This is a genomic window from Pseudomonas sp. AK-TSAG1-1, from assembly GCF_056821665.1.
On the sequence record NZ_CM165965.1, the window covers coordinates 5,979,930 to 6,004,829 of the forward strand.

Annotated in this window: 22 protein-coding genes; 9 read left to right on the top strand and 13 right to left on the bottom strand. The window is 61.0% G+C overall.

Features of this window, described 5'->3' with window-relative positions:
- Positions 1 to 71 precede the first annotated feature (71 nt).
- Positions 72 to 701 carry a flagellar basal body-associated protein FliL gene (locus AC1UK9_RS27165; protein ID WP_025113292.1) on the bottom strand — a complete coding sequence of 210 codons (630 nt, stop codon included), beginning with the start codon at positions 699 to 701 and terminating at the stop codon, positions 72 to 74.
- 226 nt (positions 702 to 927) lie between these two features.
- Between AC1UK9_RS27165 and glpT the strand changes: the two genes are divergently transcribed.
- On the top strand, positions 928 to 2,277 hold the full coding sequence (gene glpT, locus AC1UK9_RS27170; RefSeq protein WP_482578825.1) for a glycerol-3-phosphate transporter: 1,350 nt from the start codon (positions 928 to 930) through the stop codon (positions 2,275 to 2,277).
- Here the strand turns inward: glpT and AC1UK9_RS27175 are convergent.
- Complete coding sequence (locus tag AC1UK9_RS27175; protein ID WP_025113290.1) at positions 2,253 to 2,921, bottom strand: gamma-glutamylcyclotransferase; 669 nt, start codon at positions 2,919 to 2,921, stop codon at positions 2,253 to 2,255. The two genes, glpT and AC1UK9_RS27175, sit on opposite strands and share 25 nt — an antisense overlap.
- A 353-nt stretch (positions 2,922 to 3,274) precedes the next feature.
- Between AC1UK9_RS27175 and AC1UK9_RS27180 the strand changes: the two genes are divergently transcribed.
- Complete coding sequence (locus AC1UK9_RS27180; RefSeq protein WP_482578826.1) at positions 3,275 to 3,751, top strand: sn-glycerol-3-phosphate transporter; 477 nt, start codon at positions 3,275 to 3,277, stop codon at positions 3,749 to 3,751.
- 76 nt (positions 3,752 to 3,827) lie between these two features.
- Here the strand turns inward: AC1UK9_RS27180 and AC1UK9_RS27185 are convergent, their stop codons facing one another.
- From AC1UK9_RS27185 to AC1UK9_RS27210, 6 genes are all read right to left on the bottom strand, one after another.
- On the bottom strand, positions 3,828 to 4,796 hold the full coding sequence (locus tag AC1UK9_RS27185) for a CDP-6-deoxy-delta-3,4-glucoseen reductase (RefSeq protein ID WP_025113288.1): 969 nt from the start codon (positions 4,794 to 4,796) through the stop codon (positions 3,828 to 3,830).
- The gene (ubiD, locus tag AC1UK9_RS27190; RefSeq protein ID WP_008048693.1) at positions 4,796 to 6,262 is read right to left on the bottom strand and encodes a 4-hydroxy-3-polyprenylbenzoate decarboxylase; all 1,467 of its coding nucleotides are present in this window, start codon (positions 6,260 to 6,262) and stop codon (positions 4,796 to 4,798) included. Before ubiD ends, AC1UK9_RS27185 begins: the two co-directional genes overlap by 1 nt.
- 69 nt (positions 6,263 to 6,331) lie before the next feature.
- On the bottom strand, positions 6,332 to 8,332 hold the full coding sequence (locus tag AC1UK9_RS27195; RefSeq protein ID WP_473013881.1) for an acyltransferase family protein: 2,001 nt from the start codon (positions 8,330 to 8,332) through the stop codon (positions 6,332 to 6,334).
- A 185-nt stretch (positions 8,333 to 8,517) separates the two neighbouring features.
- Positions 8,518 to 9,777 (bottom strand): transcription termination factor Rho, encoded by a 1,260-nt coding sequence (gene rho, locus AC1UK9_RS27200; RefSeq protein WP_003229334.1) that lies wholly within the window; start codon positions 9,775 to 9,777, stop codon positions 8,518 to 8,520.
- 248 nt (positions 9,778 to 10,025) lie between these two features.
- The gene (gene trxA / locus AC1UK9_RS27205) at positions 10,026 to 10,355 is read right to left on the bottom strand and encodes a thioredoxin TrxA (RefSeq protein ID WP_003206727.1); all 330 of its coding nucleotides are present in this window, start codon (positions 10,353 to 10,355) and stop codon (positions 10,026 to 10,028) included.
- 120 nt (positions 10,356 to 10,475) lie between these two features.
- Positions 10,476 to 11,183 carry a FadR/GntR family transcriptional regulator gene (locus AC1UK9_RS27210; protein ID WP_482578827.1) on the bottom strand — a complete coding sequence of 236 codons (708 nt, stop codon included), beginning with the start codon at positions 11,181 to 11,183 and terminating at the stop codon, positions 10,476 to 10,478.
- 256 nt (positions 11,184 to 11,439) lie between these two features.
- On the opposite strand from AC1UK9_RS27210, the gene AC1UK9_RS27215 reads away from it, so the two are divergent.
- The 5 genes from AC1UK9_RS27215 (at position 11,440) to ppx (ending at position 15,997) form a co-directional block, all read left to right on the top strand.
- The gene (locus AC1UK9_RS27215; RefSeq protein ID WP_025113285.1) at positions 11,440 to 12,225 is read left to right on the top strand and encodes a transporter substrate-binding domain-containing protein; all 786 of its coding nucleotides are present in this window, start codon (positions 11,440 to 11,442) and stop codon (positions 12,223 to 12,225) included.
- 21 nt (positions 12,226 to 12,246) lie between these two features.
- Entirely contained in the window at positions 12,247 to 12,915 is a 669-nt protein-coding gene (locus tag AC1UK9_RS27220; RefSeq protein ID WP_473013884.1) for an amino acid ABC transporter permease, read from the top strand.
- Positions 12,912 to 13,562, top strand: coding sequence for an amino acid ABC transporter permease (locus AC1UK9_RS27225; protein WP_025113283.1), 651 nt, complete (start codon positions 12,912 to 12,914; stop codon positions 13,560 to 13,562). Before AC1UK9_RS27220 ends, AC1UK9_RS27225 begins: the two co-directional genes overlap by 4 nt.
- Positions 13,549 to 14,286 (top strand): amino acid ABC transporter ATP-binding protein, encoded by a 738-nt coding sequence (locus tag AC1UK9_RS27230; protein ID WP_025113282.1) that lies wholly within the window; start codon positions 13,549 to 13,551, stop codon positions 14,284 to 14,286. The genes AC1UK9_RS27225 and AC1UK9_RS27230 overlap by 14 nt, the downstream gene beginning before the upstream one ends.
- A 208-nt stretch (positions 14,287 to 14,494) precedes the next feature.
- Positions 14,495 to 15,997: an exopolyphosphatase gene (gene ppx, locus AC1UK9_RS27235; protein WP_025113281.1), complete on the top strand. Its 1,503-nt coding sequence runs from the start codon at positions 14,495 to 14,497 to the stop codon at positions 15,995 to 15,997.
- Positions 15,998 to 16,145: 148 nt separating this feature from the next.
- On the opposite strand, the gene ppk1 is transcribed toward ppx, so the two are convergent.
- On the bottom strand, positions 16,146 to 18,371 hold the full coding sequence (gene ppk1 / locus AC1UK9_RS27240; RefSeq protein WP_025113280.1) for a polyphosphate kinase 1: 2,226 nt from the start codon (positions 18,369 to 18,371) through the stop codon (positions 16,146 to 16,148).
- A gap of 18 nt (positions 18,372 to 18,389) precedes the next feature.
- Positions 18,390 to 19,403, bottom strand: a complete 1,014-nt coding sequence (gene hemB / locus AC1UK9_RS27245) for a porphobilinogen synthase (RefSeq protein ID WP_025113279.1) — start codon at positions 19,401 to 19,403, stop codon at positions 18,390 to 18,392.
- A 207-nt stretch (positions 19,404 to 19,610) separates the two neighbouring features.
- On the opposite strand from hemB, the gene AC1UK9_RS27250 reads away from it, so the two are divergent.
- Positions 19,611 to 20,261, top strand: coding sequence for a DedA family protein (locus AC1UK9_RS27250; RefSeq protein ID WP_025113278.1), 651 nt, complete (start codon positions 19,611 to 19,613; stop codon positions 20,259 to 20,261).
- Here the strand turns inward: AC1UK9_RS27250 and AC1UK9_RS27255 are convergent.
- A complete protein-coding gene (locus AC1UK9_RS27255) occupies positions 20,242 to 21,477 on the bottom strand; it encodes a sterol desaturase family protein (RefSeq protein WP_473013885.1) in 1,236 nt (411 codons plus the stop codon). The two genes, AC1UK9_RS27250 and AC1UK9_RS27255, sit on opposite strands and share 20 nt — an antisense overlap.
- Positions 21,478 to 21,591: 114 nt before the next feature.
- Between AC1UK9_RS27255 and elbB the strand changes: the two genes are divergently transcribed.
- On the top strand, positions 21,592 to 22,260 hold the full coding sequence (gene elbB, locus AC1UK9_RS27260) for an isoprenoid biosynthesis glyoxalase ElbB (protein WP_025113276.1): 669 nt from the start codon (positions 21,592 to 21,594) through the stop codon (positions 22,258 to 22,260).
- A 129-nt stretch (positions 22,261 to 22,389) separates the two neighbouring features.
- Here elbB and AC1UK9_RS27265 read toward each other — a convergent pair whose 3' ends face one another.
- Both AC1UK9_RS27265 and AC1UK9_RS27270 read right to left on the bottom strand, forming a co-directional pair.
- On the bottom strand, positions 22,390 to 22,845 hold the full coding sequence (locus tag AC1UK9_RS27265; RefSeq protein WP_025113275.1) for a YaiI/YqxD family protein: 456 nt from the start codon (positions 22,843 to 22,845) through the stop codon (positions 22,390 to 22,392).
- Positions 22,846 to 22,952: 107 nt separating this feature from the next.
- The gene (locus AC1UK9_RS27270) at positions 22,953 to 24,848 is read right to left on the bottom strand and encodes an FTR1 family protein (RefSeq protein WP_482578828.1); all 1,896 of its coding nucleotides are present in this window, start codon (positions 24,846 to 24,848) and stop codon (positions 22,953 to 22,955) included.
- Between the last annotated feature and the right edge of the window lie 52 nt (positions 24,849 to 24,900).

A 24,900-nucleotide genomic window follows, 5' to 3' on the forward strand; every position in this document is an offset into this window, starting at 1 on the left:
TTCCTGATCCCGAGCGGAAACCTGACGAAACCGCTGAGTAAGTGGCGTCAGGTAAGTTTTCTGACAGACGTTTAGCCGCTGTTTGATCCTGCAATATCGCCCGGCAACAGATGCTCTTGCACCTTCAGGCTGCGAGACGGAATGAGCCGGCCTTTGTCATCGAAGCGCAGGACAATCAACCAGTCGAAGACATCATCCGGCCATTTTTCCTGGCCCATCAATGCGCTGGCATCACCGCCAAAGGCTTTGAGCAGTTTATTGATGTGCCCATGGTGCCAGGCGATCAGCACCGTTGGCGCCTGATTGCTCTTGCGCAACAGTTTGACCAGTTGATGCAGATCGCCATTGACGTAGGGCTGCTCAATCGGCAGGCCAAGCCGCTGGGCCAACGGGGTCAGAGTCAGGCGCGAGCGAGCGCTCTCCGGGGTGTCGCCGGCAGCAATCAAACGCTGGGGGGTGAGCGTCTGGCCGTCGAGTTTCAGCAAACTGAAATAGTCGACGTAGGCGGCCGCACGCTGTTCGCCTCGGGCATTGAGCACCGAGCCCACGTCGGGCTTTTCCGCATGGCGAATGATCAACACGGTCGTGTTGCGCAGACCGGAATGGGCAGGATGGTCGGTGAAAATCAAGGCCAGCATCACAACGGCGAGTCCCGCCGCCACCAAGAATCTCGGCACCAACATGCGAACCTTCACTGGCATTTCTTATCTCTGCTGATCAATAGGCTGAACTGACCGCGAGTCTAAGCCCCCACATGTTCACAGGTGGTGAAAACGCCCTGTTCTTACAGCTGAGCGACAGGTTCGTAAAGGAACATGCGACTTCCAACATTTTCCACTGTTTTGCTGATGCGAACCGGTGCTATTTTCGGTAACGAAACTGTAACATTCGCATCCGCAGTCAAAACAAGAAATCTGGAGCTCTTGAATGTTTGCTTTCTTTCGTCCTGCCGCACATCAGGCTCCATTGCCTGAAGAAAAAATAGACAGTACTTACCGACGCCTGCGCTGGCAGATCTTCGCCGGTATCTTCTTTGGTTATGCGGGTTACTACCTGCTGCGCAAAAACTTCTCGCTGGCCATGCCGTACCTGATCGACGAGGGCTACACCCGGGGTCAACTGGGCGTGGCAATGTCGGCCATCGCGATCGCTTACGGCCTGTCGAAATTCTTGATGGGCCTGGTGTCCGATCGTTCCAACCCGCGTTTCTTCTTGCCGTTCGGCTTGCTGATCTCGGCAGGCGTGATGTTCGTCTTCGGTTTTGCACCGTGGGCGACGTCCAGCGTGACCATGATGTTCATTCTGTTGTTCATCAACGGCTGGGCTCAGGGCATGGGCTGGCCGCCGAGCGGTCGGACCATGGTGCACTGGTGGTCGCAGAAAGAGCGCGGCGGCGTAGTTTCGGTGTGGAACGTGGCGCACAACGTGGGGGGCGGCCTGATCGGTCCGTTGTTCCTGCTCGGCATGGGCCTGTTCAATGACTGGCATGCGGCATTCTACGTGCCGGCTGCAGTGGCCCTGGGCGTGGCGGCGTTCGCGTTCATGACCATGCGCGACACCCCGCAGTCGGTTGGCCTGCCGCCGATCGAGCAGTACAAGAACGATTACCCCGAAGGCTACGATGCCAGCCACGAAGACGAATTCAGCACCAAGGAAATCTTCGTCAAGTATGTGCTGCGCAACAAAATGCTCTGGTACGTGGCCATGGCCAACGTCTTCGTCTACCTGCTGCGCTACGGCGTACTGGACTGGGCCCCGACGTATCTGAAGGAAGCCAAGCACTTCACCGTGGACACCACCTCGTGGGCGTACTTCTTCTACGAGTGGGCCGGTATTCCAGGCACGCTGCTCTGTGGCTGGATGTCAGACAAGATCTTCCGTGGCAATCGTGGCCTGACCGGCATGGTATTCATGGCGCTGGTCACCGTGGCGACGCTGGTCTACTGGCTCAACCCGCCGGGCAACCCGACCATCGACATGATCGCGCTGTTCTCCATTGGTTTCCTGATCTATGGCCCGGTGATGTTGACCGGTTTGCAGGCGCTGGAACTGGCACCGAAGAAAGCCGCCGGCACTGCAGCAGGCTTCACCGGTCTGTTTGGTTATCTGGGTGGGTCGGTCGCGGCCAGTGCAGCAATGGGCTACACCGTGGACCATTTCGGCTGGGACGGCGGCTTCGTGCTGTTGGTGGGCGGCTGCATCATGGCGATGGTTTGCCTGGCTCCCACGTTGTGGCACAAGAAAGTCGCCAGTCAGGGCCGAGAATCGCTCGCCTGATCGACCTTTGACTTGCAGCGCTTGAGCCGCGCCTCCAGATTCCGGTCTGGCATGGCGTGGCTGCGCAGGGCGTGGACGGTCTGCTCGACATAATCGCGAGTCGTGCCGTAGCGCCCGCAAGCGCTTTCGAACACCTGGCTCAGCACATGATCCGGCAAGTTGCCGGCATAGCTGGGCAGGTGTCGCTCCAGAACAAATCCCAACGCCTGTACCTGACTGCCATCTTCAAGCCGGCAGTTGAGCCAGTGTGGGCGATAGGACGGGAACGGCATCTCGCGTTTCCACAGCGCGTACAACGCGCCGTCAAGGTTCTCTTCCGGCAGCCGATAGGCGAAGCCGCTGCATGAACCGCCGCGATCCAGACCGAACACCAGCCCGGGCATCTCCGGCGTCCCGCGATGTTCATGCGACCACAGATACAGGCCGCGGTGGTAGCCGTGGACGCGTCCGCGCACCCGCTCCACAGCCGAACACTCCGGACGCCAGATCAGCGAACCGTAGGCGAACAGCCATACCGGGCCGCCCTTGTGGCGCGCCATGGTCGATTGCATCGAGACGAGAAGTTGTTCGTGGGTCAGCTGCGGCCCCAGATCGAGCCGCGGAGGGTAAGCCAGATTCACAAAAGCAGATTCAATGGCTGTCATGACGGAAGTGTTCGGCCCCGCAAGTATTACAAGATGTAAGCACAATTCGCTTGATAGAACATATAGCAGTAACTGTAAAACGAAAAGTGCTAAAGGATGTATGACCTGTTCAATAGCGCTAAAGCGCGATTATCAGCTTCGGCCAACGGCTTTTATATAGCCTAATACCCTTGCCAAAATATCTTAAATACCCGAATGAAATATGCATAAGCCTTCGCTTGTTCAGGATCGGTTCAAGAAAATGCAGGAATCTTCCTACTAAAATGTCGGACTTTCTGTCTTTCCCGTCGCTGAACGCCTACGTATAACGGCCTTCCTCTGGCGCAAGCCATCCGTTTAACCGAGGCTGCATCATGAAAAAACCAAGGCTTTTGGCCGCACTGTTATTGATCCAGACCGGCCAGGCTTTGGCCGAGGAGGACTCACAGAAGGACAAGGGGTTCTGGTACGCACAGACCAGTGTCTATACCCGCCATTATTCGCCCGACCCCGAGCACAATAATCATCAGGACTTGATCGGCATCGAACGCAATCAGGCTTCCGGCTGGGTATTTGGCGGGGCAACTTTCCGCAATTCGTTCCGCCAGCGCTCGAACTATGCCTATCTCGGCAAACGCTATGACAGCAGCGAATATCCGCTGTATCTGAAAGTTACCGGTGGGCTGTTGCAGGGCTATCGCGGTGATTACAAAGACAAGATCCCGTTGAATCGCTACGGCGTTGCGCCGGTGATCATTCCGTCCGTCGGCACTCACTATGGCCCATTGGCCGCCGAGCTGGTGTTTCTCGGCGCCAATGCGGCGATGGTGACAACCGGGGTGCGTTTCTAGGGACGGGGACTCAGGCTCGGCTCAATTCACATGGCTCAATTCGCGCGGCTCAATTCGCGCGGCTCAAGAGCGCGGCTCAAGAGCGCGGCGCATAGGCAAACACGTCGGCGCGCATCTGGTGCGCATCCATGCCGGCTTCCACTAGCGCATCCAGCGTACCGTAGACCATCGCCGGCGAGCCGCTGGCGTAGACGTGCAGGGACTTCAGATCCGCGAAGTCCTCACATACCGCCTGATGCAACATCCCGCAGCGTCCTTCCCAACCGCACTGGTCGCTGACCACTTTGTGCAGGAACAGGTTAGGCAGCTTCAGCCATTCATCCCAGTGTTCGATTTCGTAGAAATCTTCCGGACGACGCACCCCCCAATACAAATGCACCGGGTGTTTGAAGCCGTTGGCGCGGCAGTGTTCGATCAGGCTGTGGATCTGGCCCATGCCGGTGCCGGCGGCAATCAGCACCAGCGGCCCGTCGGGCAATTCGGCGAGGTGCGTGTCGCCGAACGGCAGTTCGACGCGCACCAGCGGGTTGCGTTGCAGTTGCTCGATCAGGCTTAGCGCACTGGGCTCACGCGCCAGTACGTGGATTTCCAGATCACGTCCGCCATGCGGCGCCGAGGCCATGGAGAACGCCGACTTCTCGCCGCTCTCGCGCTCGATCATCAGGTACTGCCCGGCGTGATAGCGCGGCGGCTTGCCGGCCGGCGCCCGCAGGCGCACGCGCCAGGTGTCGCCGCCGACGTCCCGGCATTCGATGACCTGACACGACAGGCTGCGCACCGGCAGTTCTCCCAGCGCGAGCACGCCATCCCACAGCAGGATGCAGTCTTCCAGCGGCTCGGCTATGCAAGTGTAGAACTCGCCGTGGTCGTGCACCTTGCCGGCCTGCTCGACCCGACCTTCCACCAGCAGCGCGGCACACACGTGACAATTGCCGTTGCGACAGCTTTGCGGGCATTCGTAGCCCAGGCGCCGCGCACCATCGAGAATCCGCTCGCCGGGCCGTATCTCAAGCACCGCTCCGGAGGGCTGCAGGGTTACACGCATCAATCTATTCCTAACTGATTCCAGATGGCATCGATCCGCTGGGTAACGGCGTCGTCCTTGACGATCACGCGACCCCATTCGCGAGTGGTTTCGCCTGGCCACTTGTGGGTGGCATCCAGGCCCATTTTCGACCCCAGGCCGGAGACCGGCGAGGCAAAGTCGAGGTAGTCGATTGGCGTGTTGTCGATCATCACCGTGTCGCGCTTGGGGTCCATGCGCGTGGTAATGGCCCAGATCACGTCGTTCCAGTCGCGGGCGTTGATATCGTCGTCGGTGACGATAACGAACTTGGTGTACATGAACTGTCGCAAAAACGACCAGACACCGAGCATCACGCGCTTGGCATGCCCCGGATACGACTTCTTCATCGTCACGATGGCCATGCGGTACGAGCAGCCTTCGGGCGGCAGGTAGAAGTCGGTGATTTCCGGGAATTGCTTCTGCAGGATCGGCACGAACACTTCGTTCAGCGCCACGCCGAGGATTGCCGGCTCATCCGGCGGACGGCCGGTGTAGGTGCTGTGGTAGATCGGTTTGATCCGGTGGGTGATGCGCTCGACAGTGAACACCGGGAAGCTGTCGACTTCGTTGTAGTAACCGGTGTGGTCGCCGTACGGGCCTTCGTCGGCCATCTCGCCCGGATGGATCACGCCTTCGAGGATGATCTCGGCAGTGGCCGGCACTTGCAGGTCGTTGCCGCGGCATTTGACCAGTTCGGTGCGGTTACCGCGCAGCAGGCCGGCGAAGGCGTACTCGGAGAGGCTGTCCGGCACTGGCGTCACGGCGCCAAGGATGGTCGCCGGGTCAGCGCCCAACGCGACAGACACCGGGAACGGCTGGCCCGGATGCTTCTCGCACCACTCGCGATAGTCCAGCGCACCGCCACGGTGGCTGAGCCAGCGCATGATCACCTTGTTACGGCCGATCACTTGCTGACGGTAGATGCCGAGGTTCTGGCGATCCTTGTTCGGACCTTTGGTGACGGTCAGCCCCCAGGTGATCAGCGGGCCGACGTCGCCGGGCCAGCAGGTCTGCACAGGCAGCATCGCCAGGTCGACGTCGTCGCCTTCGATGACCACTTCCTGGCACACCGCATCTTTGACGACTTTGGGTGCCATCGAGATGATCTTGCGGAAGATCGGCAGTTTCGACCACGCATCCTTCAAGCCCTTCGGCGGCTCCGGCTCCTTGAGGAAGGCCAGCAGCTTGCCGATTTCGCGCAGCTCGCTGACCGACTCGGCGCCCATGCCCATCGCGACCCGCTCGGGGGTGCCGAACAGGTTGCCGAGCACCGGAATGTCGTAGCCGGTCGGCTTTTCGAACAACAGCGCCGGGCCCTTGGCCCGCAGTGTGCGGTCGCACACCTCGGTCATCTCCAGCACCGGCGAGACGGGAATCTGGATGCGTTTCAACTCTCCGCGCTGCTCAAGCTGCTGCACGAAATCCCGAAGATCCTTGAATTTCATTGACGATGGCACCCTCAAAATAGGCGTACATCCTACCTGCTATGCCGGCCTGTGGCAGCCTGTCGCTGCTTACTTGGCTGCATTCGTCTGCGCTTTGCCAAGGTTTTCCCGGGCTTGCAGGCCGATAAACAGCGGCTCGAGGATCGGTGCCACAAAGCGTGCACCGACTTCGGACAGGTGATTGTCATCGGTGTACAGCGAATAACCGCCCAGTTCGGCGTGGCACAGGCCCTTGTCATCACACAGGCGCGGCGCCGGATCGACCACCCGCACCGCCGGATCATCCTGCGCGAGCTGGGCGAACAGCTGACTGATGAATACCTGGCGCTTGTGGTGCGCCTCGACGTCCAGCCCGACTTCATCGACCGGACGATCGAGCATCGCCAGACGCGTCAGGCGATACGGCGGGCTGAAGGCTTGCAGCGGCGCCTCTTTCACCAGCCATACGCGATGCCCGGCGGCGCGTAATTGCGCCACCCGTGCCCGCAGACCTTCGGCCAGCCGCCGTTCGGCGTCGGCGCGATCATAGCGGCCGTCGGTCGTTCTCAGCACATGACCCAGATCGCCTTTGGCATCGCCGTACAGATACAGGCTCCACCGCGCGACCAGCACCACATCGCTGACCGACTGCGCCTTCAGCCCCTGCTCGACCCGCTTATTGAACCGCGCACACACACCGTCATGCTCCAGCCCATCGACCGGAATGCATCCCGGGGAACTGGCCAGGATCACGCTGACGCCGTGGGCCTTGGCACCGTCATCGAACACCGGGATCAGCGCGGTGGCGTGACTGTCGCCCCAGACCAGCGCGCGAGTCGGCAGATCCGTCACGCCGTAATGGCAGAACAGCTTGTCGTCCGGGGTCTTGTCGTCCGCCAGGCACGCCATCAACTCCGGCCGCCACTCGCGGCCCTTGGCGTATTGCAGTGCCTGCTCGGAAAGGCGCCATGGCAGGCCATCGGTCCAGCGCAAGGCTTGCCCGGCCAGACCAAGCACCAGAATGCCGCAGAAACCGGCCAGCAGCACCTGGCGACGCCCAGCGAGCAAACGCCGCTCGCGGAACGGGGTTTCGACGAATTTCCACGACAGATAACCGAGCACCAGCGTCAGCAGGATCAAACCGGCGGTGTCGAGCGCACCCGGCTCATCGACACTGGCGTAGCTGGAAAACACGAACACCGGCCAGTGCCACAGATACCAGGAATAGGAAATCAGGCCGAGGCCGACCATCACTCGGCTGCTCAATAATTGACCCACCAGGGTCTCGCGATGACCGTTGGCCAGAATCAGCAGCACTACGCCCAGCACCGGCAACAAGGCCGTGGCCCCCGGGAACGGCGTCGACTTGTCATAGACGAACACCGCCAGCAGGATCAGCCCCATGCCCAGGATGCTCAACGCTTGTGCAGCCAGCGGCTTCAAGCGCCAGGCGTGTTTCGGCGCAATCGCCAGCATCGCCCCGGCCAGCAACTCCCAGGCCCGCATCGGCAGCAGGAAGAAGGCTTTTTCCGGGTGATGATTGATCGCCCACACACTCAACCCGAACGACACCAGCAGTACGCCGAACAGCGCCAGCCGCCAGTGTTTCAGCCGACTCGAGAGCAGCGTCAGCAACAGCGGGAAGACAATGTAGAACTGTTCTTCCACCGCCAGCGACCAGGTGTGCAGCAGCGGTTTCAGGTCAGAGGCGACATCGAAGTAGCCGTCCTGGCGCATGAACAGAAGGTTCGAGACGAACGTCACCTGATAACGCACCGAGCGCCCCAGTTCCTCGTAATCCTTGGGTGCGAGCAGGAACCAGCCTACCGCCAGCACCGCGATGATCATCGCGAACAGCGCCGGCAGAATTCGCCGCGCACGCCGCGCCCAGAACTCGACGAAGCTGAAACGACCCGCCTGACGCTGGTTCCAGATGATCGACGTGATGAGGTAGCCGGAAATCACGAAGAACACGTCCACGCCGACAAATCCGCCGGTAAACCCCGGGACGCCAAAGTGGAACAGCACCACGGCGATCACTGCGACTGCGCGCAGGCCGTCGATATCCCTTCGATAAGCGAGTGTGCTCATAAATCTTTAATGCCAATCAGATGGTTGTTTTTTGTACAGCTTGAGCCTATGACTCGAAAAGGCTCACAAATGCTGCTGGTTATTTTGCCCAGTCACAGACCTTAACAGATCACGAACCTCCCATAATTCAGGCAAAAAAAATGGCACCCCGTGCGGGATGCCATTTTCGGGCACTGCCTGCGATGTTACTTACGCTTCATCGACAGGAAGAACTCGTCGTTGGTCTTGGTCGTTTTCAGCTTGTCGACCAGGAACTCGATGGCGGCAACTTCGTCCATCGGGTGCAGCAGCTTGCGCAGAATCCACATGCGCTGCAGTTCGTCGTCGGCGGTCAGCAACTCTTCGCGGCGGGTGCCGGAACGGTTGATGTTGATGGCCGGGAACACGCGCTTCTCGGCGATCTTGCGATCCAGAGGCAGTTCCATGTTGCCGGTACCCTTGAACTCTTCGTAGATCACTTCGTCCATCTTCGAACCGGTTTCAACCAGTGCGGTGGCGATAATGGTCAGCGAGCCGCCTTCTTCGATGTTGCGCGCAGCGCCGAAGAAACGCTTCGGTTTCTCCAGGGCGTGAGCATCGACACCACCGGTCAGGACCTTGCCGGAGCTCGGGATCACGGTGTTGTAGGCACGGGCCAGACGGGTGATGGAGTCGAGCAGGATCACCACGTCCTTCTTGTGTTCGACCAGGCGCTTGGCCTTCTCGATCACCATTTCGGCAACCTGCACGTGACGGGTCGGCGGCTCGTCGAAGGTCGAGGCAACCACTTCGCCGCGCACGGTGCGCTGCATTTCGGTAACTTCTTCCGGACGCTCGTCGATCAGCAGCACGATCAGGTGCACTTCAGGGTTGTTACGGGCGATGTTCGCGGCGATGTTCTGCAGCATGATCGTTTTACCGGCTTTGGGCGGTGCAACGATCAGACCACGCTGGCCTTTGCCGATCGGGGCGCACAGGTCGATCACACGACCGGTCAAGTCTTCAGTGGAACCGTTACCGGCTTCCATCTTCATGCGCACGGTCGGGAACAGCGGGGTCAGGTTCTCGAAGAGAATCTTGTTTTTCGCGTTCTCGGGACGATCGAAGTTGATCGTGTCGACCTTGAGCAGGGCGAAGTAACGCTCGCCTTCCTTTGGAGGGCGGATCTTGCCAACGATGGTGTCACCGGTGCGCAAGTTGAAACGACGGATCTGGCTCGGCGAGACGTAGATATCGTCCGGGCCGGCCAGGTAGGAAGCGTCAGCGGAGCGCAGGAAGCCGAAGCCGTCCTGGAGAATCTCCAGCACGCCATCACCGGAGATTTCCTCGCCGCTTTTCGCGTGCTTTTTCAGCAGGGAGAAAATCACGTCCTGCTTGCGCGAACGGGCCATATTTTCTATGCCCATCTGTTCGGCCAATTCGAGCAGTTCGGTAATCGGCTTTTGCTTGAGTTCAGTCAGATTCATATAGGAATGACGTAATCATTTATGGAGGGGGGGAAATTAAGCTTTTGGCTTAATGAGGCCGCGCCGCGGAGAAGGCGACAGGATCGCGAACTTGTTCGAAAAGGAGTGCGTCGGCGACGGCTAGCAGGGGGCAGTGGAGAAACCAGTGCGGGGCCGAATGTACCACCTGAGTTTCGGAGCGTCTAGCCCTGAATACGCAAAAAGCCCTGCAATTTGCGGGGCTTTTTCAGGGCACTTTACGGCGACGCTTAGATGTTGGCGTCGAGGAAAGCGGCCAGTTGCGACTTGGACAGGGCGCCGACTTTGGTCGCTTCAACGTTACCGTTCTTGAACAGCATCAACGTCGGGATACCACGCACGCCGTGCTTGGCCGGAGTTTCCTGGTTTTCGTCGATGTTCAGTTTGGCAACGGTCAGCTTGCCTTTGTAGGTCTCGGCAATCTCGTCCAGAACCGGAGCGATCATTTTGCAAGGGCCGCACCATTCAGCCCAGTAGTCGACCAGTACAGCGCCTTCGGCCTTGAGTACGTCGGCTTCGAAGCTGGCGTCGCTAACGTGTTTGATAAGATCGCTGCTCATGGAATTCTCCAGGTTGTAAGCAAAAAAACGTGGCCCATCATATCCGCCCTTCCCTTGTTCAGGAAGCCGCAGATGATTGAGTCTTGCTATGGCGCCCCATGAGTCTGGGTATAGCTCAACTCACGCGCTGGCGGGGGCGATAAAGGCGATGCCGGTGCGCAGTGCTGCGTTGCGCACGTGCTCCTGCATGGCTTTCTGGGCAGCGGCGGACGACCGGCGGGCCAGTGCGCGGAGAATCTTGCGGTGCTCCTGCCAGGTTTCCATCGCCCGTTCGGCGCGGATGAACGGTAGCTTCTGGCTTTCCAGAAAAATCTCGGCACTGGCGGTGAGGATGCTCAGCATCGCCTGATTGCCGCTGGCCAGCAGAATCCGCTGGTGGAATTCGAAGTCGAGCCTGGCTGCCGCCTCGAAGTCACCCGCCTTCAACTGCTCACGCATCGCCGCGACGTTGTCCTCCAGCGCATCCAGATCGAACGTGCTCAAGGTCACCGCCGCCAGCCCTGCCGCAAACCCTTCCAGGGCATAGCGCAGCTGAAAAATATCGAGCGGCGAGGCCTGCGCCGCAAACGGCCAGCCCGGAGCGCTATCACTGCGCGCCAACTCCACCGGCACCTGCACGAACACGCCTTTGCCCGGCTGGATGCTGACCACGCCCAGTGCGCTGAGCGACGACAGCGCCTCACGCAATGACGCCCGACTGACCCCCAGTTGCACCGCCAGATCCCGTTGCGAGGGCAACGCCTCGCCCGGGCCGAAACCCTGTTCAGTGATCAGTTTGCGAATCGCTTGCAGCGCCACTTCAGGTACGGCGCGAGAGATCGAGTTCATGGTTGTTCAGACGAGCCAGGCCAAGGTGCGGCTAGTTGTAAAGCTATTCGCCGGATCCGGCAAGTCGTGCCCCAGCGGGGTTCGGCGCCTTGGCGCGATGCGCTATCGGGGTGCGAAAAACACCCTGACTGTTCAGACCAGTAAGACCGAACAAACCCAAGGAAACCGCGGCCTGCCGGGAACAGACCGGGCTGTTGGCATGGCCCGTGCTCTGTCCGATCGCAGAAATCACTTCCCGCCGATCCGGAGATTGTCCATGACCAAGCGTTACAGTGCCCTCCTCGCCGCCCTGTTTGCCAGCCTGATGCTGAGCCAGGTGCCCGCCCACGCCGACGGTCTGGACGACGTGGTCAAACGCGGCACGCTGAAAGTTGCCGTGCCCCAGGACTTCCCGCCGTTCGGCTCGGTCGGCCCGGACATGAAGCCTCGCGGCCTGGACATCGACACGGCAAAACTGCTGGCCGACCAGTTGAAGGTCAAACTCGAACTGACCCCGGTCAACAGCACCAACCGCATCCCGTTCCTCACCACCGGCAAGGTCGACCTGGTGATCTCAAGCTTGGGCAAGAACCCCGAGCGCGAGAAAGTCATCGACTTCTCCCACGCCTACGCGCCGTTCTACCTCGCGGTGTTTGGCCCGCCTGATGCCGCAATCTCCACGCTCGACGACCTCAAGGGCAAAACCATCAGCGTCACCCGTGGCGCCATCGAAGACATCGAGCTGACCAAGGTCGCCCCGGAAGGCGTGACCATCAAGCGCTTCGAAGACAACAACTCGACCATCGCCGCCTACCTCGCAGGCCAGGTCGACCTGATCGCCAGCGGCAACGTGGTGATGGTCGCGATCAGCGAGAAAAACCCGAAACGCGTGCCGGCGCTGAAAGTGAAGCTCAAGGACTCTCCCGTCTACGTCGGCGTGAACAAAAACGAGCCGGCGCTGCTGGCCAAGGTCAATGACATCCTGACCACCGCCAAGGCTGACGGCGCGCTGGAAAAGAACTCGCAGACCTGGCTCAAAGAGCCGCTGCCGGCCGATCTCTGATCGACTGCGCGGGAGATTTTCATGGCTTACCAGTTCGATTTCTTGCCGGTGCTGGAAAACACCGACCTGCTGCTGCGTGGGGCGCTGTTTACCCTTGAGCTGACGGCCATCGGTGCGCTGCTCGGCGTTGGCGTGGGGATTGTCGGCGCGCTGGTGCGGGCGTGGAACATCCGCCCGTTCTCGGCGATCTTCGGCGTCTACGTCGAGTTGATCCGCAACACGCCATTTCTGGTGCAGTTGTTCTTCATCTTCTTCGGCCTGCCCTCACTCGGGGTGCAGATTTCCGAGTGGCAGGCGGCAGTGCTGGCGATGGTGATCAACCTCGGCGCGTATTCGACCGAGATCATTCGCGCCGGCATTCAGGCGATCCCGCGTGGGCAATTGGAGGCCGCTGCCGCACTGGCGATGAGCCGTTTCGAAGCGTTCCGCCACGTGGTCCTGCTGCCGGCACTGGGCAAGGTCTGGCCGGCCCTGAGCAGCCAGATCATCATCGTCATGCTCGGTTCGGCGGTGTGCTCGCAGATCGCCACCGAGGAGTTGAGCTTCGCCGCCAACTTCATTCAGTCGCGCAACTTCCGCGCCTTTGAAACCTATGCGCTGACCACCCTGATCTATCTGTGCATGGCGCTGCTGATCCGCCAATTGCTGAACTGGGTCGGCCGCCGTTATATCGCGAGGAGCAGCCGATGAGCGACTTCACCTTCTGGGACATCCTGCGCAACCTGCTCACCGGTCTGCAGTGGACGCTGGCACTGTCGCTGGTGGCCTTCATCGGCGGCGGGATCGTCGGGTTGCTGATTCTGATCATGCGCATCTCGAAGAATCCCTTGCCGAGCAGCATCGCCCGCACCTGGATCGAGCTGTTCCAGGGCACGCCGCTGCTGATGCAGCTGTTTCTGGTGTTCTTCGGTGTGGCGCTGGCCGGGATCGAAATCTCGCCGTGGATGGCCGCGGCGATTGCCCTGACGCTGTTTACCAGCGCCTATCTGGCGGAGATCTGGCGCGGTTGCGTCGAAGCAATTCCCCATGGCCAATGGGAAGCCTCTTCAAGCCTGGCGCTGAACCCTCTGGAGCAATTGCGCTACGTGATTCTGCCGCAGGCGCTGCGCATCGCCGTGGCGCCGACCGTGGGTTTCTCGGTGCAAGTGGTCAAAGGCACAGCGGTGACCTCAATCATCGGCTTCACCGAGCTGACCAAAACCGGCGGCATGCTCGCCAATGCCACTTTCGAACCGTTCATGGTCTACGGCCTCGTCGCCCTCGGCTACTTCCTGCTCTGCTACCCCTTGTCGCTCAGTGCGCGCTACCTGGAAAGGAGACTGCATGCCTCTGCTTAGAATTTCCGCCCTGCATAAATACTACGGCGATCACCACGTGCTCAAAGGCATCGACCTGAGTGTCGAGGAAGGCCAGGTGGTGGCCATCATCGGCCGCAGCGGCTCGGGCAAATCGACCCTGCTGCGCACCCTCAACGGTCTGGAATCGATCAACGACGGAGTGATCGAAGTCGACGGCGAATACCTCGACGCCGCCCGCGCCGACCTGCGCAGCCTGCGGCAGAAAGTCGGCATGGTGTTCCAGCAGTTCAACTTGTTCCCACACCTGACCGTGGGCGAAAACGTGATGCTCGCCCCGCAAGTGGTACAGAAAGTCCCTAAGGCCAAGGCTGCCGAACTGGCGCGCAAGATGCTCGAGCGCGTGGGCCTGGGGGAAAAATTCGATGCATTTCCGGATCGCCTTTCCGGCGGTCAGCAGCAGCGTGTAGCGATTGCCCGAGCCTTGGCGATGTCGCCGAAAGTGCTGCTGTGCGACGAGATCACCTCGGCGCTGGACCCGGAGCTGGTCAATGAAGTGCTGGCCGTGGTGCGCCAACTGGCCCGGGAAGGCATGACGCTGATCATGGTCACCCACGAAATGCGCTTCGCCCGGGAGGTCGGCGACAAACTGGTGTTCATGCACCATGGCAAAGTGCATGAGGTGGGGGATCCGAAGGTGTTGTTTGCCCATCCGCAGACGCCGGAGCTGGCGAATTTCATTGGTACCGTCGAAGCGACAGCCTGATGAGTTTGCAGAGACTGTAGAGGCCTCTTCGCGAGCAAGCCCGCTCCCACATGGGAATGCGGTCACCTGTGGGAGCGGGCTTGCTCGCGAATGGCCGCGCCGCGGTCTCCAGCTTTTATGCGCAGGATCAAGGGTTTGAACCATGCGCGTTGGCGCCAGCGTTTGATCGTGGCACGATGTCGGGGTTATCGACCGAGACCCCCAGACCATGCCGCAATCCAAAGCCAAGAATCTGTCCCTGATCGCCGCAATCGACCTGGGCTCCAACAGCTTTCACATGGTCGTGGCCAAGGCCCAGAACGGTGAAATCCGTATTCTGGAGCGCCTCGGAGAGAAGGTTCAGCTCGCCGCTGGCATCGACGATGAGCGCCATCTCAACGAAGAATCCATGCAGCGCGGGCTCGATTGCCTCAAGCGCTTTGCCCAACTGATCAACGGCATGCCACTGGGCGCCGTGCGCATCGTTGGCACCAACGCCCTGCGTGAAGCGCGCAACCGTCTGGAGTTCATCCACCGCGCCGAAGAAATCCTCGGTCACCCGGTGGAGGTCATCTCCGGCCGTGAAGAGGCGCGCCTGATCTATCTGGGTGTCTCGCACACCCTGGCCGACACCCCGGGCAAGCGCCTGGTGGCTGACATCGGCGGCGGCAGTACCGAGTTCATCATCGGGCAGCGTTTTGAACCGCTGCTGCGCGAAAGCCTGCAAATGGGCTGCGTCAGCTTCACCCAGCGTTACTTCAAGGACGGCAAGATCACCCCGGCGCGCTACGCCCAGGCTTACACCGCAGCGCGGCTGGAGATCATGAGCATCGAACACGCCCTGCACCGCCTGACCTGGGATGAAGCCATCGGCTCCTCGGGTACCATCCGCGCCATCGGCCTGGCGCTGAAGGCCGGTGGCCATGGCACCGGCGAAGTCAACGCCGAAGGCCTGGCGTGGCTCAAGCGTCGCCTGTTCAAGCTTGGCGATGTCGACAAGATCGATTTCGAAGGCATCAAGCCAGATCGTCGGGCGATTTTCCCCGCAGGCCTGGCAATTCTCGAAGCGATCTTCGACGCCCTCGAACTGCAACGCATGGATCACTGCGAAGGCGCGCTGCGTGAAGGCGTGCTCTACGACCTGCTCGGTCGCCATCATCACGAAGACGTGCGTGAACGCACCCTGACTTCGCTGATGGAGCGTTATCACGTCGACCTGGAACAAGCTGCACGGGTCGAGCGCAAGGCGCTGCACGCGTTCGATCAGGTCGCGGCCGACTGGGAGCTGGACGACGGTATCTGGCGCGAACTGCTGGGATGGGCGGCGAAAGTCCACGAAGTCGGCCTCGATATCGCGCACTATCACTACCACAAGCACGGCGCCTATCTGATCGAGCACTCGGACCTCGCCGGGTTCTCCCGTGAAGACCAGCAGATGCTCGCGCTCCTGGTGCGTGGCCACCGCCGCAACATTCCCAAGGACAAGTTCGCCGAGTTCGGTGACGACGGCGACAAGCTGATCCGCCTGTGCGTGCTGCTGCGCTTTGCGATCCTGTTCCACCACATCCGTGGCACCCAGGCGATGCCGCAGGTGGTGCTGCATGCCAAGGGCAACAACCTTGACGTGGAATTCCCGGAGAACTGGCTGGATGAGAATCAGCTGACCCAAGCGGATTTCGGGCTTGAAGCCGAGTGGCTGACGCGGGTGGGGATTGTCCTCACTGTTCACTGAGTTAAATCTCAGGCACAAAAAAGGCGATCCGCAGGGATCGCCTTTTTTATTGGGCTTGAGCGTTCGGCTACAAGCCTGTGGTGTTTCTTGAATCCATCCCAGCCCTCTCCCAATGGGAGAGGGTGAGGGGCTTTTGGCTTTTAAGACCTCAGCTGCTCACCGGCAAAATCGGGCTACCCAACCGCTCCAGCAACGTCGCCTGCGCACTACGCGGGTTCTGGTTGCCGGTAGGCGTGTTGCGAATGTAACGGCCATCCGACTGCAGGCTCCAGCTGTGGGTGTTGTCGGTCAGGTACAACTCCAGCTCTTTCTTCACGCGGGTCAGCAGCTTTTTGCCTTCGACCGGGAAGCAAGTCTCGACGCGTTTGTCGAGGTTGCGCTCCATCCAGTCGGCACTGGAAAGGAACATCTGCTCCTCGCCACCGTTGAGGAAGTAGAACACCCGGGTGTGCTCGAGGAAGCGACCAATGATCGAGCGCACATGGATGTTGTGCGAAACCCCGGCAATCCCAGGACGCAGGCAGCACATGCCACGCACCACCAGATCGATGCGCACGCCCGACTGGCTGGCCTTGTACAGCGCGCGGATGATCTTCGGATCGGTCAGCGAGTTGAACTTGGCGATGATGTGCGCCGGTTTGCCGTCGAGGGCGAACTGGGTCTCGCGGGCAATCATGTCGAGCATGCCCTTCTTCAGGGTGAACGGCGCATGCAGCAGCTTCTTCATGCGCAGGGTTTTACCCATGCCGATCAACTGACTGAACAGCTTGCCGACGTCTTCGCACAACGCGTCGTCGGAGGTCAGCAGGCTGTAGTCGGTGTACAGACGGGCGTTGCCGGCGTGGTAGTTACCGGTACCGAGGTGCGCGTAACGCACAATCTCGCCGGCCTCGCGACGCAGGATCAACATCATCTTGGCGTGGGTCTTGAAGCCGACCACGCCGTAGATCACCACCGCACCGGCCGCTTGCAGACGACTAGCCAGTTGCAGGTTGGACTCTTCGTCGAAACGTGCGCGCAACTCGATGACCGCCGTCACTTCCTTGCCGTTACGTGCGGCGTCCACCAGCGCGTCGACGATTTCCGAGTTGGCGCCAGAGCGGTACAGCGTCTGGCGCACGGCCAATACATGCGGGTCTTTCGCCGCCTGACGCAGCAGGTCGACCACTGGCGTGAACGACTCGAACGGGTGCAGCAGCAGGATGTCCTGCTTGCTGACGACGCTGAATATGTTCTCGCTGTTCTGCAGCAGTTTCGGGATCTGTGGGGTGAACGGCGTGTATTGCAGCTCCGGGTGGCTGTCCAGACCGGTGATGCTGAACAGACGCGTCAGGTTGACCGGACCGTTGACCTGATACAGCTCGGTCTCGCTCAGGTTGAACTGCTTGAGCAGGTAGTCCGACAGGTGTTTCGGGCAGGTGTCGGCAACTTCCAGACGCACGGCATCACCGTAGCGCCGCGAGAACAGCTCGCCACGCAGGGCGCGCGCAAGGTCTTCGACGTCTTCGGAGTCGAGCGCCAGGTCAGCGTTTCGGGTCAGGCGGAACTGGTAGCAGCCCTTCACCTTCATGCCCTGGAACAGGTCATCGGCGTGGGCGTGAATCATCGACGACAGGAACACATAGTTGTCGCCCGGGCCGCCGACTTCTTCCGGAACCTTGATGATCCGTGGCAGCAGGCGCGGTGCGGGGATGATCGCCAGACCGGAATCGCGGCCGAAGGCGTCGATGCCCTCCAGCTCGACGATGAAGTTCAGGCTCTTGTTCACCAGCAACGGGAACGGGTGCGTCGGGTCGAGGCCGATCGGGGTGATGATCGGTGCGATCTCATCGCGGAAATAACGGCGCACCCAAGTCTTGAGTTTGGTCGTCCAGTTGCGGCGACGAATGAAGCGCACCTGGTGCTTTTCCAGCTCCGGCAACAGGATGTCGTTGAGGATCGCGTACTGGCGGTCAACGTGACCGTGCACCAGCTCGCTGATCCGCGCCAGCGCCTGATGCGGCTGCAGGCCGTCGGCACCGGCCTGTTCACGGGCGAAGGTGATCTGTTTCTTCAGGCCGGCGACGCGAATCTCGAAGAATTCGTCGAGGTTGCTGGAGAAGATCAGCAGGAACTTCAACCGCTCCAGCAACGGATAGGACTCGTCCAGCGCCTGTTCCAGCACGCGGATGTTGAATTGCAGTTGCGAGAGCTCGCGGTGGATGTACAGGCTGCTGTCATCCAGGCCGGGAATCGCGATCACCGGTGCCGCCGCTGCGGCCTCGGCAACCGGCGCGGGTGGCGCAGGCTCCAGTTCCGGCGGGGTTTCGGTGATTTGTTCCACCACCGGCTGAGCTTCTTTTACTGCAACTTCTGTGAGTCCTTCGGTATTCATCGAATGTTCCTGGGAGGGCTATTTCTGCTCTCGTAACAATTGAGCGGCACGGACAGCAAAGTAAGTCAGGATGCCATCAGCACCGGCACGTTTAAAGGCGGTCAGTGATTCGACAATCACCGCCTCGCTCAACCAGCCATTCTGGATCGCCGCCATGTGCATGGCGTATTCGCCGCTAACCTGATAGACGAAGGTCGGCACTTTGAAGGCATCTTTTACCCGCAAAAGAATGTCCAAGTACGGCATGCCGGGTTTGACCATGACCATGTCCGCGCCTTCAGACAAGTCCGCGCCGACTTCGTGCAGCGCTTCGTCGCTGTTGGCCGGGTCCATCTGATAAGAGGCTTTGTTGGCTTTGCCCAGGTTCGACGCCGAACCGACCGCATCGCGGAATGGACCGTAGTAGGCGCTGGCGTACTTGGCCGAGTAGGCCATGATCCGCACATTGACGTGACCGGCGATTTCCAGCGCTTCGCGAATCGCCTGAATGCGACCGTCCATCATGTCCGACGGTGCCACGACCTGAGCGCCGGCTTCGGCATGGGACAGTGCCTGTTTGACCAGTGCATCGACGGTGATGTCGTTCTGCACGTAGCCTTCTTCGTCGAGAATGCCGTCCTGACCGTGGGTGGTGAACGGGTCGAGCGCAACGTCGGTGATCACGCCGAGTTCAGGGAAGCGCTCACGCAGGGCACGGGTGGCGCGCTGGGCGATGCCTTCAGGGTTCCACGCCTGGGCGGCGTCGAGGGTTTTCAATTCAGGAGGAGTGACCGGGAACAGCGCCAGCGCCGGGATACCCAGATCGACCCATTTCGCCGCTTCTTCGAGCAGCAGATCGATGGTCAGGCGCTCGACACCGGGCATCGAGGCCACGGCTTCGCGACGGTTTTCACCGTCGAGCACGAACACCGGCAGGATCAGGTCATCGACCGTCAGCACGTTTTCCCGTACCAGCCGACGCGAAAAATCATCACGACGATTGCGGCGCAAACGGGTGGCGGGGAACAAACGGTTGGCAGGGGTAAAGCTCACGGCAGACTCCTGAGCCCGCGCAAACGGGCGAGCGTGACAGTTATAGACGGCCATTATGACGAACAGATTACAGTTGTGCGTACCCCGTGACACGTAGCCGCATTCCATTGTTAGTGTAGGAATTGTTCACGTCGAGACACATTTGGACACTTTCATGAATGTGTCCGAAGGGTTAGGCTGCGCGTTCATTTCGCCAGCACCCAGACAATGCTCCAACAATTTCTGCATGACTTTGGCTACTTTGCCTTGTTCCTCGGCACGTTCTTCGAAGGCGAAACCATCTTGGTGCTCGCAGGCTTCCTCGCGTTCCGTGGATACATGGACATCAACCTGGTGGTGGTCGTGGCGTTCTTCGGCAGTTATGCCGGCGATCAGCTGTGGTACTTCCTGGGGCGCAAGCACGGGCGCAAATTGCTGGCGCGCAAACCGCGCTGGCAGATGATGGGCGACCGCGCGCTGGAACACATTCGCAAGCATCCGGACATCTGGGTCCTGAGCTTCCGCTTCGTTTATGGTCTACGCACGGTGATGCCGGTGGCGATCGGCCTGTCGGGTTATCCGCCGGGACGTTATCTGCTGCTCAACGGCATCGGTGCGGCGATCTGGGCCACTGCCCTGGCAGCCGCCGCCTACCACTTCGGCGCAGTGCTTGAAGGCATGCTCGGCAGCATCAAGAAGTACGAACTGTGGGTACTCGGCGCGCTGCTGGTACTGGGTGTCGGCCTGTGGCTGCGTCGCCGGTTCAAGAATGCGCGCCTGGCCAAGCAGGTTTACGCCGACGAGCAAGCCGCACACGCCGCGCGTCTGCATCAGGCAGAAGCAGCCAAACCCGCCGAACCTAAGACGCCAGCCGAGTAACGCGCTGGCGACAGCCATACAGCCCGAGGCCGCTGAGCAAGCTGTAACCGAGCAAGCCAGCCCAGGCCAACGGGCTGGCCGGCCATAATCCGAGCAATGGCGCCAGCCACACCAGCGGTACGTTTGACCCCAGCCGCAGCAGCTCCACCTTCAACGCCCACGGGCGATTCTCAAGAGCCACGCCCAGCGCAAACAGACCCGATGCGACCGCGACCCAGCCGAGCACCAGCGCGGCGATCGGCAGCTGCGGCGCCTGCCCCATCAGGTAACTGCCCAACGCGATATAGACGCAGAACTGCAGCGCCACGTAGCCCTTTCGACGGCTGTCGAGCGGCACCTCGAACTTGCGAAAGCGGCGCAGATCCGGCTTGTTCAGCGGATACTTCAACGCGACATCCGCCGGACGCCAGCCGGTGCGCATGAACCAGATCCGCAGTGTGTCCCAGCGGCTTTCGGCGCGGCGCGCGTCGTCCCACAACTGCGCATAGAACTGCACATTGGCCCACAGCGGATTCCAGCTCGCCAGCGGCGTGGTCACGCCGAAAATCACCGGTTCATTGTCGTCCTCTTCCTGAAACGTGCCGAACAGCCGATCCCAAAGAATGAACACCCCGCCGTAGTTGCGATCCATGTAGAGAGCGTTCTGTGCATGGTGGGCCCGATGATTGGATGGCGTGACGAAGAACCACTCGAACCAGCCGAGCTTGGGAATGTGCCGGGTGTGGACCCAGAACTGATACAGCAGATTCATCGCCGCGACGCTGACGAACACCAGCAGCGGCACGCCGAGCACCGCCATCGGCAAGTAGAAGATCCAGCCCAGCAGGAACCCGGTACTGGTCTGGCGCAACGCCGTGGAGAGGTTGTACTCCTCGCTCTGGTGATGCACCGAGTGTGCCGCCCAGAGGATGTTGCGCTCATGACCCAGGCGGTGCAGCCAGTAATAGCAGAAGTCATAGAACACAAAGGCAAACACCCAGACCCAGACACTGTCCGCCGGCAGCCTGAGCAGCGCCAGGTGTTCCAGAGCAAACGCATAGGTCACCAGCCCCAGACCCTTGGTCAGCAGCCCGGTGGTCGTCGACAACACCCCGGCGCTGAGGCTGTTCACCGAGTCGGCGAGGCGATAGTGGCGCACTCCGCGCCAGCGGTCGGCGAGCAGTTCGGCGGCGATCAGCACGAAGAAAAACGGCACTGCATACAGAATGAAGTCCATGGCGCGCCCCGGTCGGATTCTATGGACAGATCCTAGGTGTAGCCGCCCAATCACCCTATGGCAACGCGCGACAAATTAGTGGACATTTAGCGCCATGAATCTGGAGAGAAACCCATGAGCAAAAAAGTTGCAGTGATCCTGTCCGGCAGCGGCGTGTACGACGGCGCCGAGATCCACGAGAGCGTCATCACCCTGCTGCGCCTGGATCAACGCGGCGCGCAGGTGCAGTGCTTCGCCCCGAACATTGCGCAATTGCATGTGATCAATCACCTGACCGGCGAAGAAATGCCCGAGACGCGCAACGTCCTGGTGGAATCGGCGCGCATTGCCCGCGGCAATATCAAGGACATCCGCGAAGCCAACGTCGACGACTTCGACGCGCTGATCGTGCCGGGCGGTTTCGGTGCGGCGAAAAACCTCTCGAACTTCGCCGTCGAAGGCGCCGGTTGCAGCGTGCAGCCGCAGGTGCTGGAACTGGCCGAAGCGTTTGCCGAAGCGGGTAAACCGGTAGGCCTGATGTGCATCTCGCCGGCGCTGGCGGCGAAGATCTACGGCCCGGGCGTGACCTGCACCATCGGCAACGATGCCGACACCGCGACGGCGATGAACAAGATGGGTGCCACCCACGAAGACTGCGCGGTGAGCGACATCATCGAAGACAAGGCACGCAAACTGGTGACCACCCCGGCTTACATGCTGGCGCAGAACATCAGTGAGGCGGCTTCGGGGATCAACAAACTGGTCGACCGCGTTCTGGAATTGACCCACGAAAAAGATGCCTGATCTCTGACGGCATGCAGAACAAATGTGGGAGCGGGCTTGCTCGCGAAAACGGTGCGTCATGCAAATCAATGTTGGCTGATACGACGCCTTCGCGAGCAAGCCCGCTCCCACAAGGGATCTGTGTAATGTTCAGGGTTTGCGGGTGAGCCGGGTGAGGATGCGATCCAGCGCATTGGCAAAGGCCTGCTTCTCGCGCTCGCCGAAAGGCGCCGGGCCGCCACTGATCTGGCCCTGTTCGCGCAGGTCGGTGAACAGATTGCGCACCGCCAGCCGCTCGCCCATGTTCTGTGCGTCGAACTCCTTGCCGCGCGGGTCCAGCGCCGCCACGCCTTTCTTCACCAGACGATCGGCCAGCGGAATATCGCTGCAGATCACCAGTTCACCGGGCACTGCGTGCTCCACCAGATAATCGTCCGCCGCATCCGGGCCGCTCGGCACCACGATCAGTTTGACGATCGCCAGCCCCGGTTTGATCTGCGGCTGCCCCGCCACCAGCACCACTTCGAACTTGCGCTTGAGGGCGAACTTCACCACCAGATCCTTCGCTGCCCGGGGGCAGGCGTCGGCATCGATCCATACACGCATTTTTTCTTGCCTCCAAAAAACAATTCGCGAGCGGGCTCGCTCCCACAGGTTACGCGCAACTCCTGTGGGAGCGAGCCCGCTCGCGAATGTGAGCGCGCCGAATGCTCTTAAGCAGTCACGCGCTTTTTCTCGGCCATCCGACTACGCCCGTACAACACGACAATCGCCACAATCGCCACCGCCTGCGCCGTCAGCGAATAGGCATCGGCATGAATCCCCAGCCAGTCGAAGTCAAAGAACGCCACCGGCCGCGTGCCGAAGATCCCGGCTTCCTGCAACGCTTTCACGCCATGGCCGGCGAACACCACCGACAACGCACACAGCAGCCCGGCGTTGATACTGAAGAACAGCGCCAGCGGCAACTTCGCCGAGCCGCGCAGGATCACCCAGGCCAGACCGACCAGCAGCACCAGCGCCGTGGCGCCACCGGCCAGCACCGCGTCATGCCCGGCCGGACCTGCCTGCAGCCACAGGGTTTCGTAGAACAGGATCACTTCGAACAGCTCGCGATACACCGAGAAAAACGCGAGGATCGCGAAACCGAAACGCCCGCCACCGCCCACCAGACTTTGCTTGATGTAGTCTTGCCAGGCCGCCGCGTGACGCCGGTCGTGCATCCACACCCCGAGCCACAGCACCATGACACTGGCGAACAGCGCCGTCGCGCCTTCGAGCAATTCACGCTGCGAGCCGCTGACGTCGATCACGTACGCCGCCAGCGCCCAGGTGCCGAGACCGGCCAATAGCGCAAGACCCCAACCGATGTTGACGCTGCGCACCGCCGACTGCTGACCGGTGTTACGCAGAAAGGCGAGGATCGCCGCCAACACCAGAATCGCTTCCAGACCTTCGCGCAACAGGATCAGCAGCCCGGAAATGAAGCTCAGCGACCAGCTCAGGCCATCGCTGCCGAGCAGTTCGGCAGACGCTTTCAGTTTTTCCTTTGCCGCATCCAGACGCTGCTCGGCCTGCGCCACTGGCAGACCGTCCTGCAGCGATTGACGGTAGGCCATCAGCGATTTTTCAGTGTCCTTGCGCACGTTGGCGTCAACGTTGTCCAGCGAGCTTTCGACCAGTTCAAAGCCTTCCAGATAAGCCGCCACCGACAGGTCATAGGCCTGATCACGATCACCGGCGCGGTACGCGGCCAGGCTCTTGTCCAGCGTGGCAGCGGTGTAATCGAGCAACTGCGCCGGGCCACGCTTGACCTGCGGCGGCTGCGCGCGCTGGGCGCGGAAGGTCGCGGCGGCTTGTGGACCTTCGGCGGCCTGCACTTCGGCCGGGGTCTGGCGGGCCAGATCGGCAATGTTGTAGACCTTGTCGGACCTGGCCGCTGCCGGGTCGGCACTGAAGCCGGCGATGTAGGTCGCCAGGTCCCAGCGCTGACGGTCATCCAATTGATCGGCAAACGCCGGCATGTCGGTGCCTTCGACACCCTGGCCGAGGGTGCTGTAGATCGCGTACAGACTCAGGTGGTCCATCCGTGCGGCAGCGCGCAGGTTGGCCGGCGCCGGGTTCATGCCGAGGCCCGCCGGACCATCGCCAACACCTGTGTCGCCATGACAGACCGAGCAGTTCTGCGCATAGAGCGGCGCGCCCCGGGTCGGATCCGGCGTGATGATCGGTGCCTGGCTGACTTCATACGCCACCGCCAGCTTCGCGCCCAGTTGCCGGGCCTGCCGGGCGACTTCAGCGCCGTCCTGCTTCGCGCTGATGGCGACGCGCAAAGCCTCGACGCCCTGCTCCAGTGCGGCCTTCTCTGGCTTGGCCGGCATGCCGGCGATCAAACCTTGCAGCACCTGGGTGAATTCCAGTTGTTCGCGGTACTCGCCGTCGTCGACGACCTTGCCCGCCGCGACCGTCGGCGGGTAGTCGGCGCTGATGTAATCGAGCAGGTGCAGCGCCTGCGGGGCGCCTTCCACGGTGTCGGCCAGCAGGTTGAAACTGCTCAGGGCAAACAAAGGGAACACCAGCCAGGCCAGGAATCGGGACGAGGCAGTCATGAATGAGTCTCAAATGGAAATGCGAAGTTACATATTGTTCACTTCGAAGGCC

Bases quoted from the DNA above. Each gene is read 5' to 3' on its own strand.
- AC1UK9_RS27165 (WP_025113292.1), bottom strand. From the start codon at position 701: ATGCCAGTGAAGGTTCGCATGTTGGTGCCGAGATTCTTGGTGGCGGCG.
- glpT (WP_482578825.1), top strand. From the start codon at position 928: ATGTTTGCTTTCTTTCGTCCTGCCGCACATCAGGCTCCATTGCCTGAA.
- AC1UK9_RS27175 (WP_025113290.1), bottom strand. From the start codon at position 2,921: ATGACAGCCATTGAATCTGCTTTTGTGAATCTGGCTTACCCTCCGCGG.
- AC1UK9_RS27180 (WP_482578826.1), top strand. From the start codon at position 3,275: ATGAAAAAACCAAGGCTTTTGGCCGCACTGTTATTGATCCAGACCGGC.
- AC1UK9_RS27185 (WP_025113288.1), bottom strand. From the start codon at position 4,796: ATGCGTGTAACCCTGCAGCCCTCCGGAGCGGTGCTTGAGATACGGCCC.
- ubiD (WP_008048693.1), bottom strand. From the start codon at position 6,262: ATGAAATTCAAGGATCTTCGGGATTTCGTGCAGCAGCTTGAGCAGCGC.
- AC1UK9_RS27195 (WP_473013881.1), bottom strand. From the start codon at position 8,332: ATGAGCACACTCGCTTATCGAAGGGATATCGACGGCCTGCGCGCAGTC.
- rho (WP_003229334.1), bottom strand. From the start codon at position 9,777: ATGAATCTGACTGAACTCAAGCAAAAGCCGATTACCGAACTGCTCGAA.
- trxA (WP_003206727.1), bottom strand. From the start codon at position 10,355: ATGAGCAGCGATCTTATCAAACACGTTAGCGACGCCAGCTTCGAAGCC.
- AC1UK9_RS27210 (WP_482578827.1), bottom strand. From the start codon at position 11,183: ATGAACTCGATCTCTCGCGCCGTACCTGAAGTGGCGCTGCAAGCGATT.
- AC1UK9_RS27215 (WP_025113285.1), top strand. From the start codon at position 11,440: ATGACCAAGCGTTACAGTGCCCTCCTCGCCGCCCTGTTTGCCAGCCTG.
- AC1UK9_RS27220 (WP_473013884.1), top strand. From the start codon at position 12,247: ATGGCTTACCAGTTCGATTTCTTGCCGGTGCTGGAAAACACCGACCTG.
- AC1UK9_RS27225 (WP_025113283.1), top strand. From the start codon at position 12,912: ATGAGCGACTTCACCTTCTGGGACATCCTGCGCAACCTGCTCACCGGT.
- AC1UK9_RS27230 (WP_025113282.1), top strand. From the start codon at position 13,549: ATGCCTCTGCTTAGAATTTCCGCCCTGCATAAATACTACGGCGATCAC.
- ppx (WP_025113281.1), top strand. From the start codon at position 14,495: ATGCCGCAATCCAAAGCCAAGAATCTGTCCCTGATCGCCGCAATCGAC.
- ppk1 (WP_025113280.1), bottom strand. From the start codon at position 18,371: ATGAATACCGAAGGACTCACAGAAGTTGCAGTAAAAGAAGCTCAGCCG.
- AC1UK9_RS27250 (WP_025113278.1), top strand. From the start codon at position 19,611: ATGCTCCAACAATTTCTGCATGACTTTGGCTACTTTGCCTTGTTCCTC.
- AC1UK9_RS27255 (WP_473013885.1), bottom strand. From the start codon at position 21,477: ATGGACTTCATTCTGTATGCAGTGCCGTTTTTCTTCGTGCTGATCGCC.
- elbB (WP_025113276.1), top strand. From the start codon at position 21,592: ATGAGCAAAAAAGTTGCAGTGATCCTGTCCGGCAGCGGCGTGTACGAC.
- AC1UK9_RS27265 (WP_025113275.1), bottom strand. From the start codon at position 22,845: ATGCGTGTATGGATCGATGCCGACGCCTGCCCCCGGGCAGCGAAGGAT.
- AC1UK9_RS27270 (WP_482578828.1), bottom strand. From the start codon at position 24,848: ATGACTGCCTCGTCCCGATTCCTGGCCTGGCTGGTGTTCCCTTTGTTT.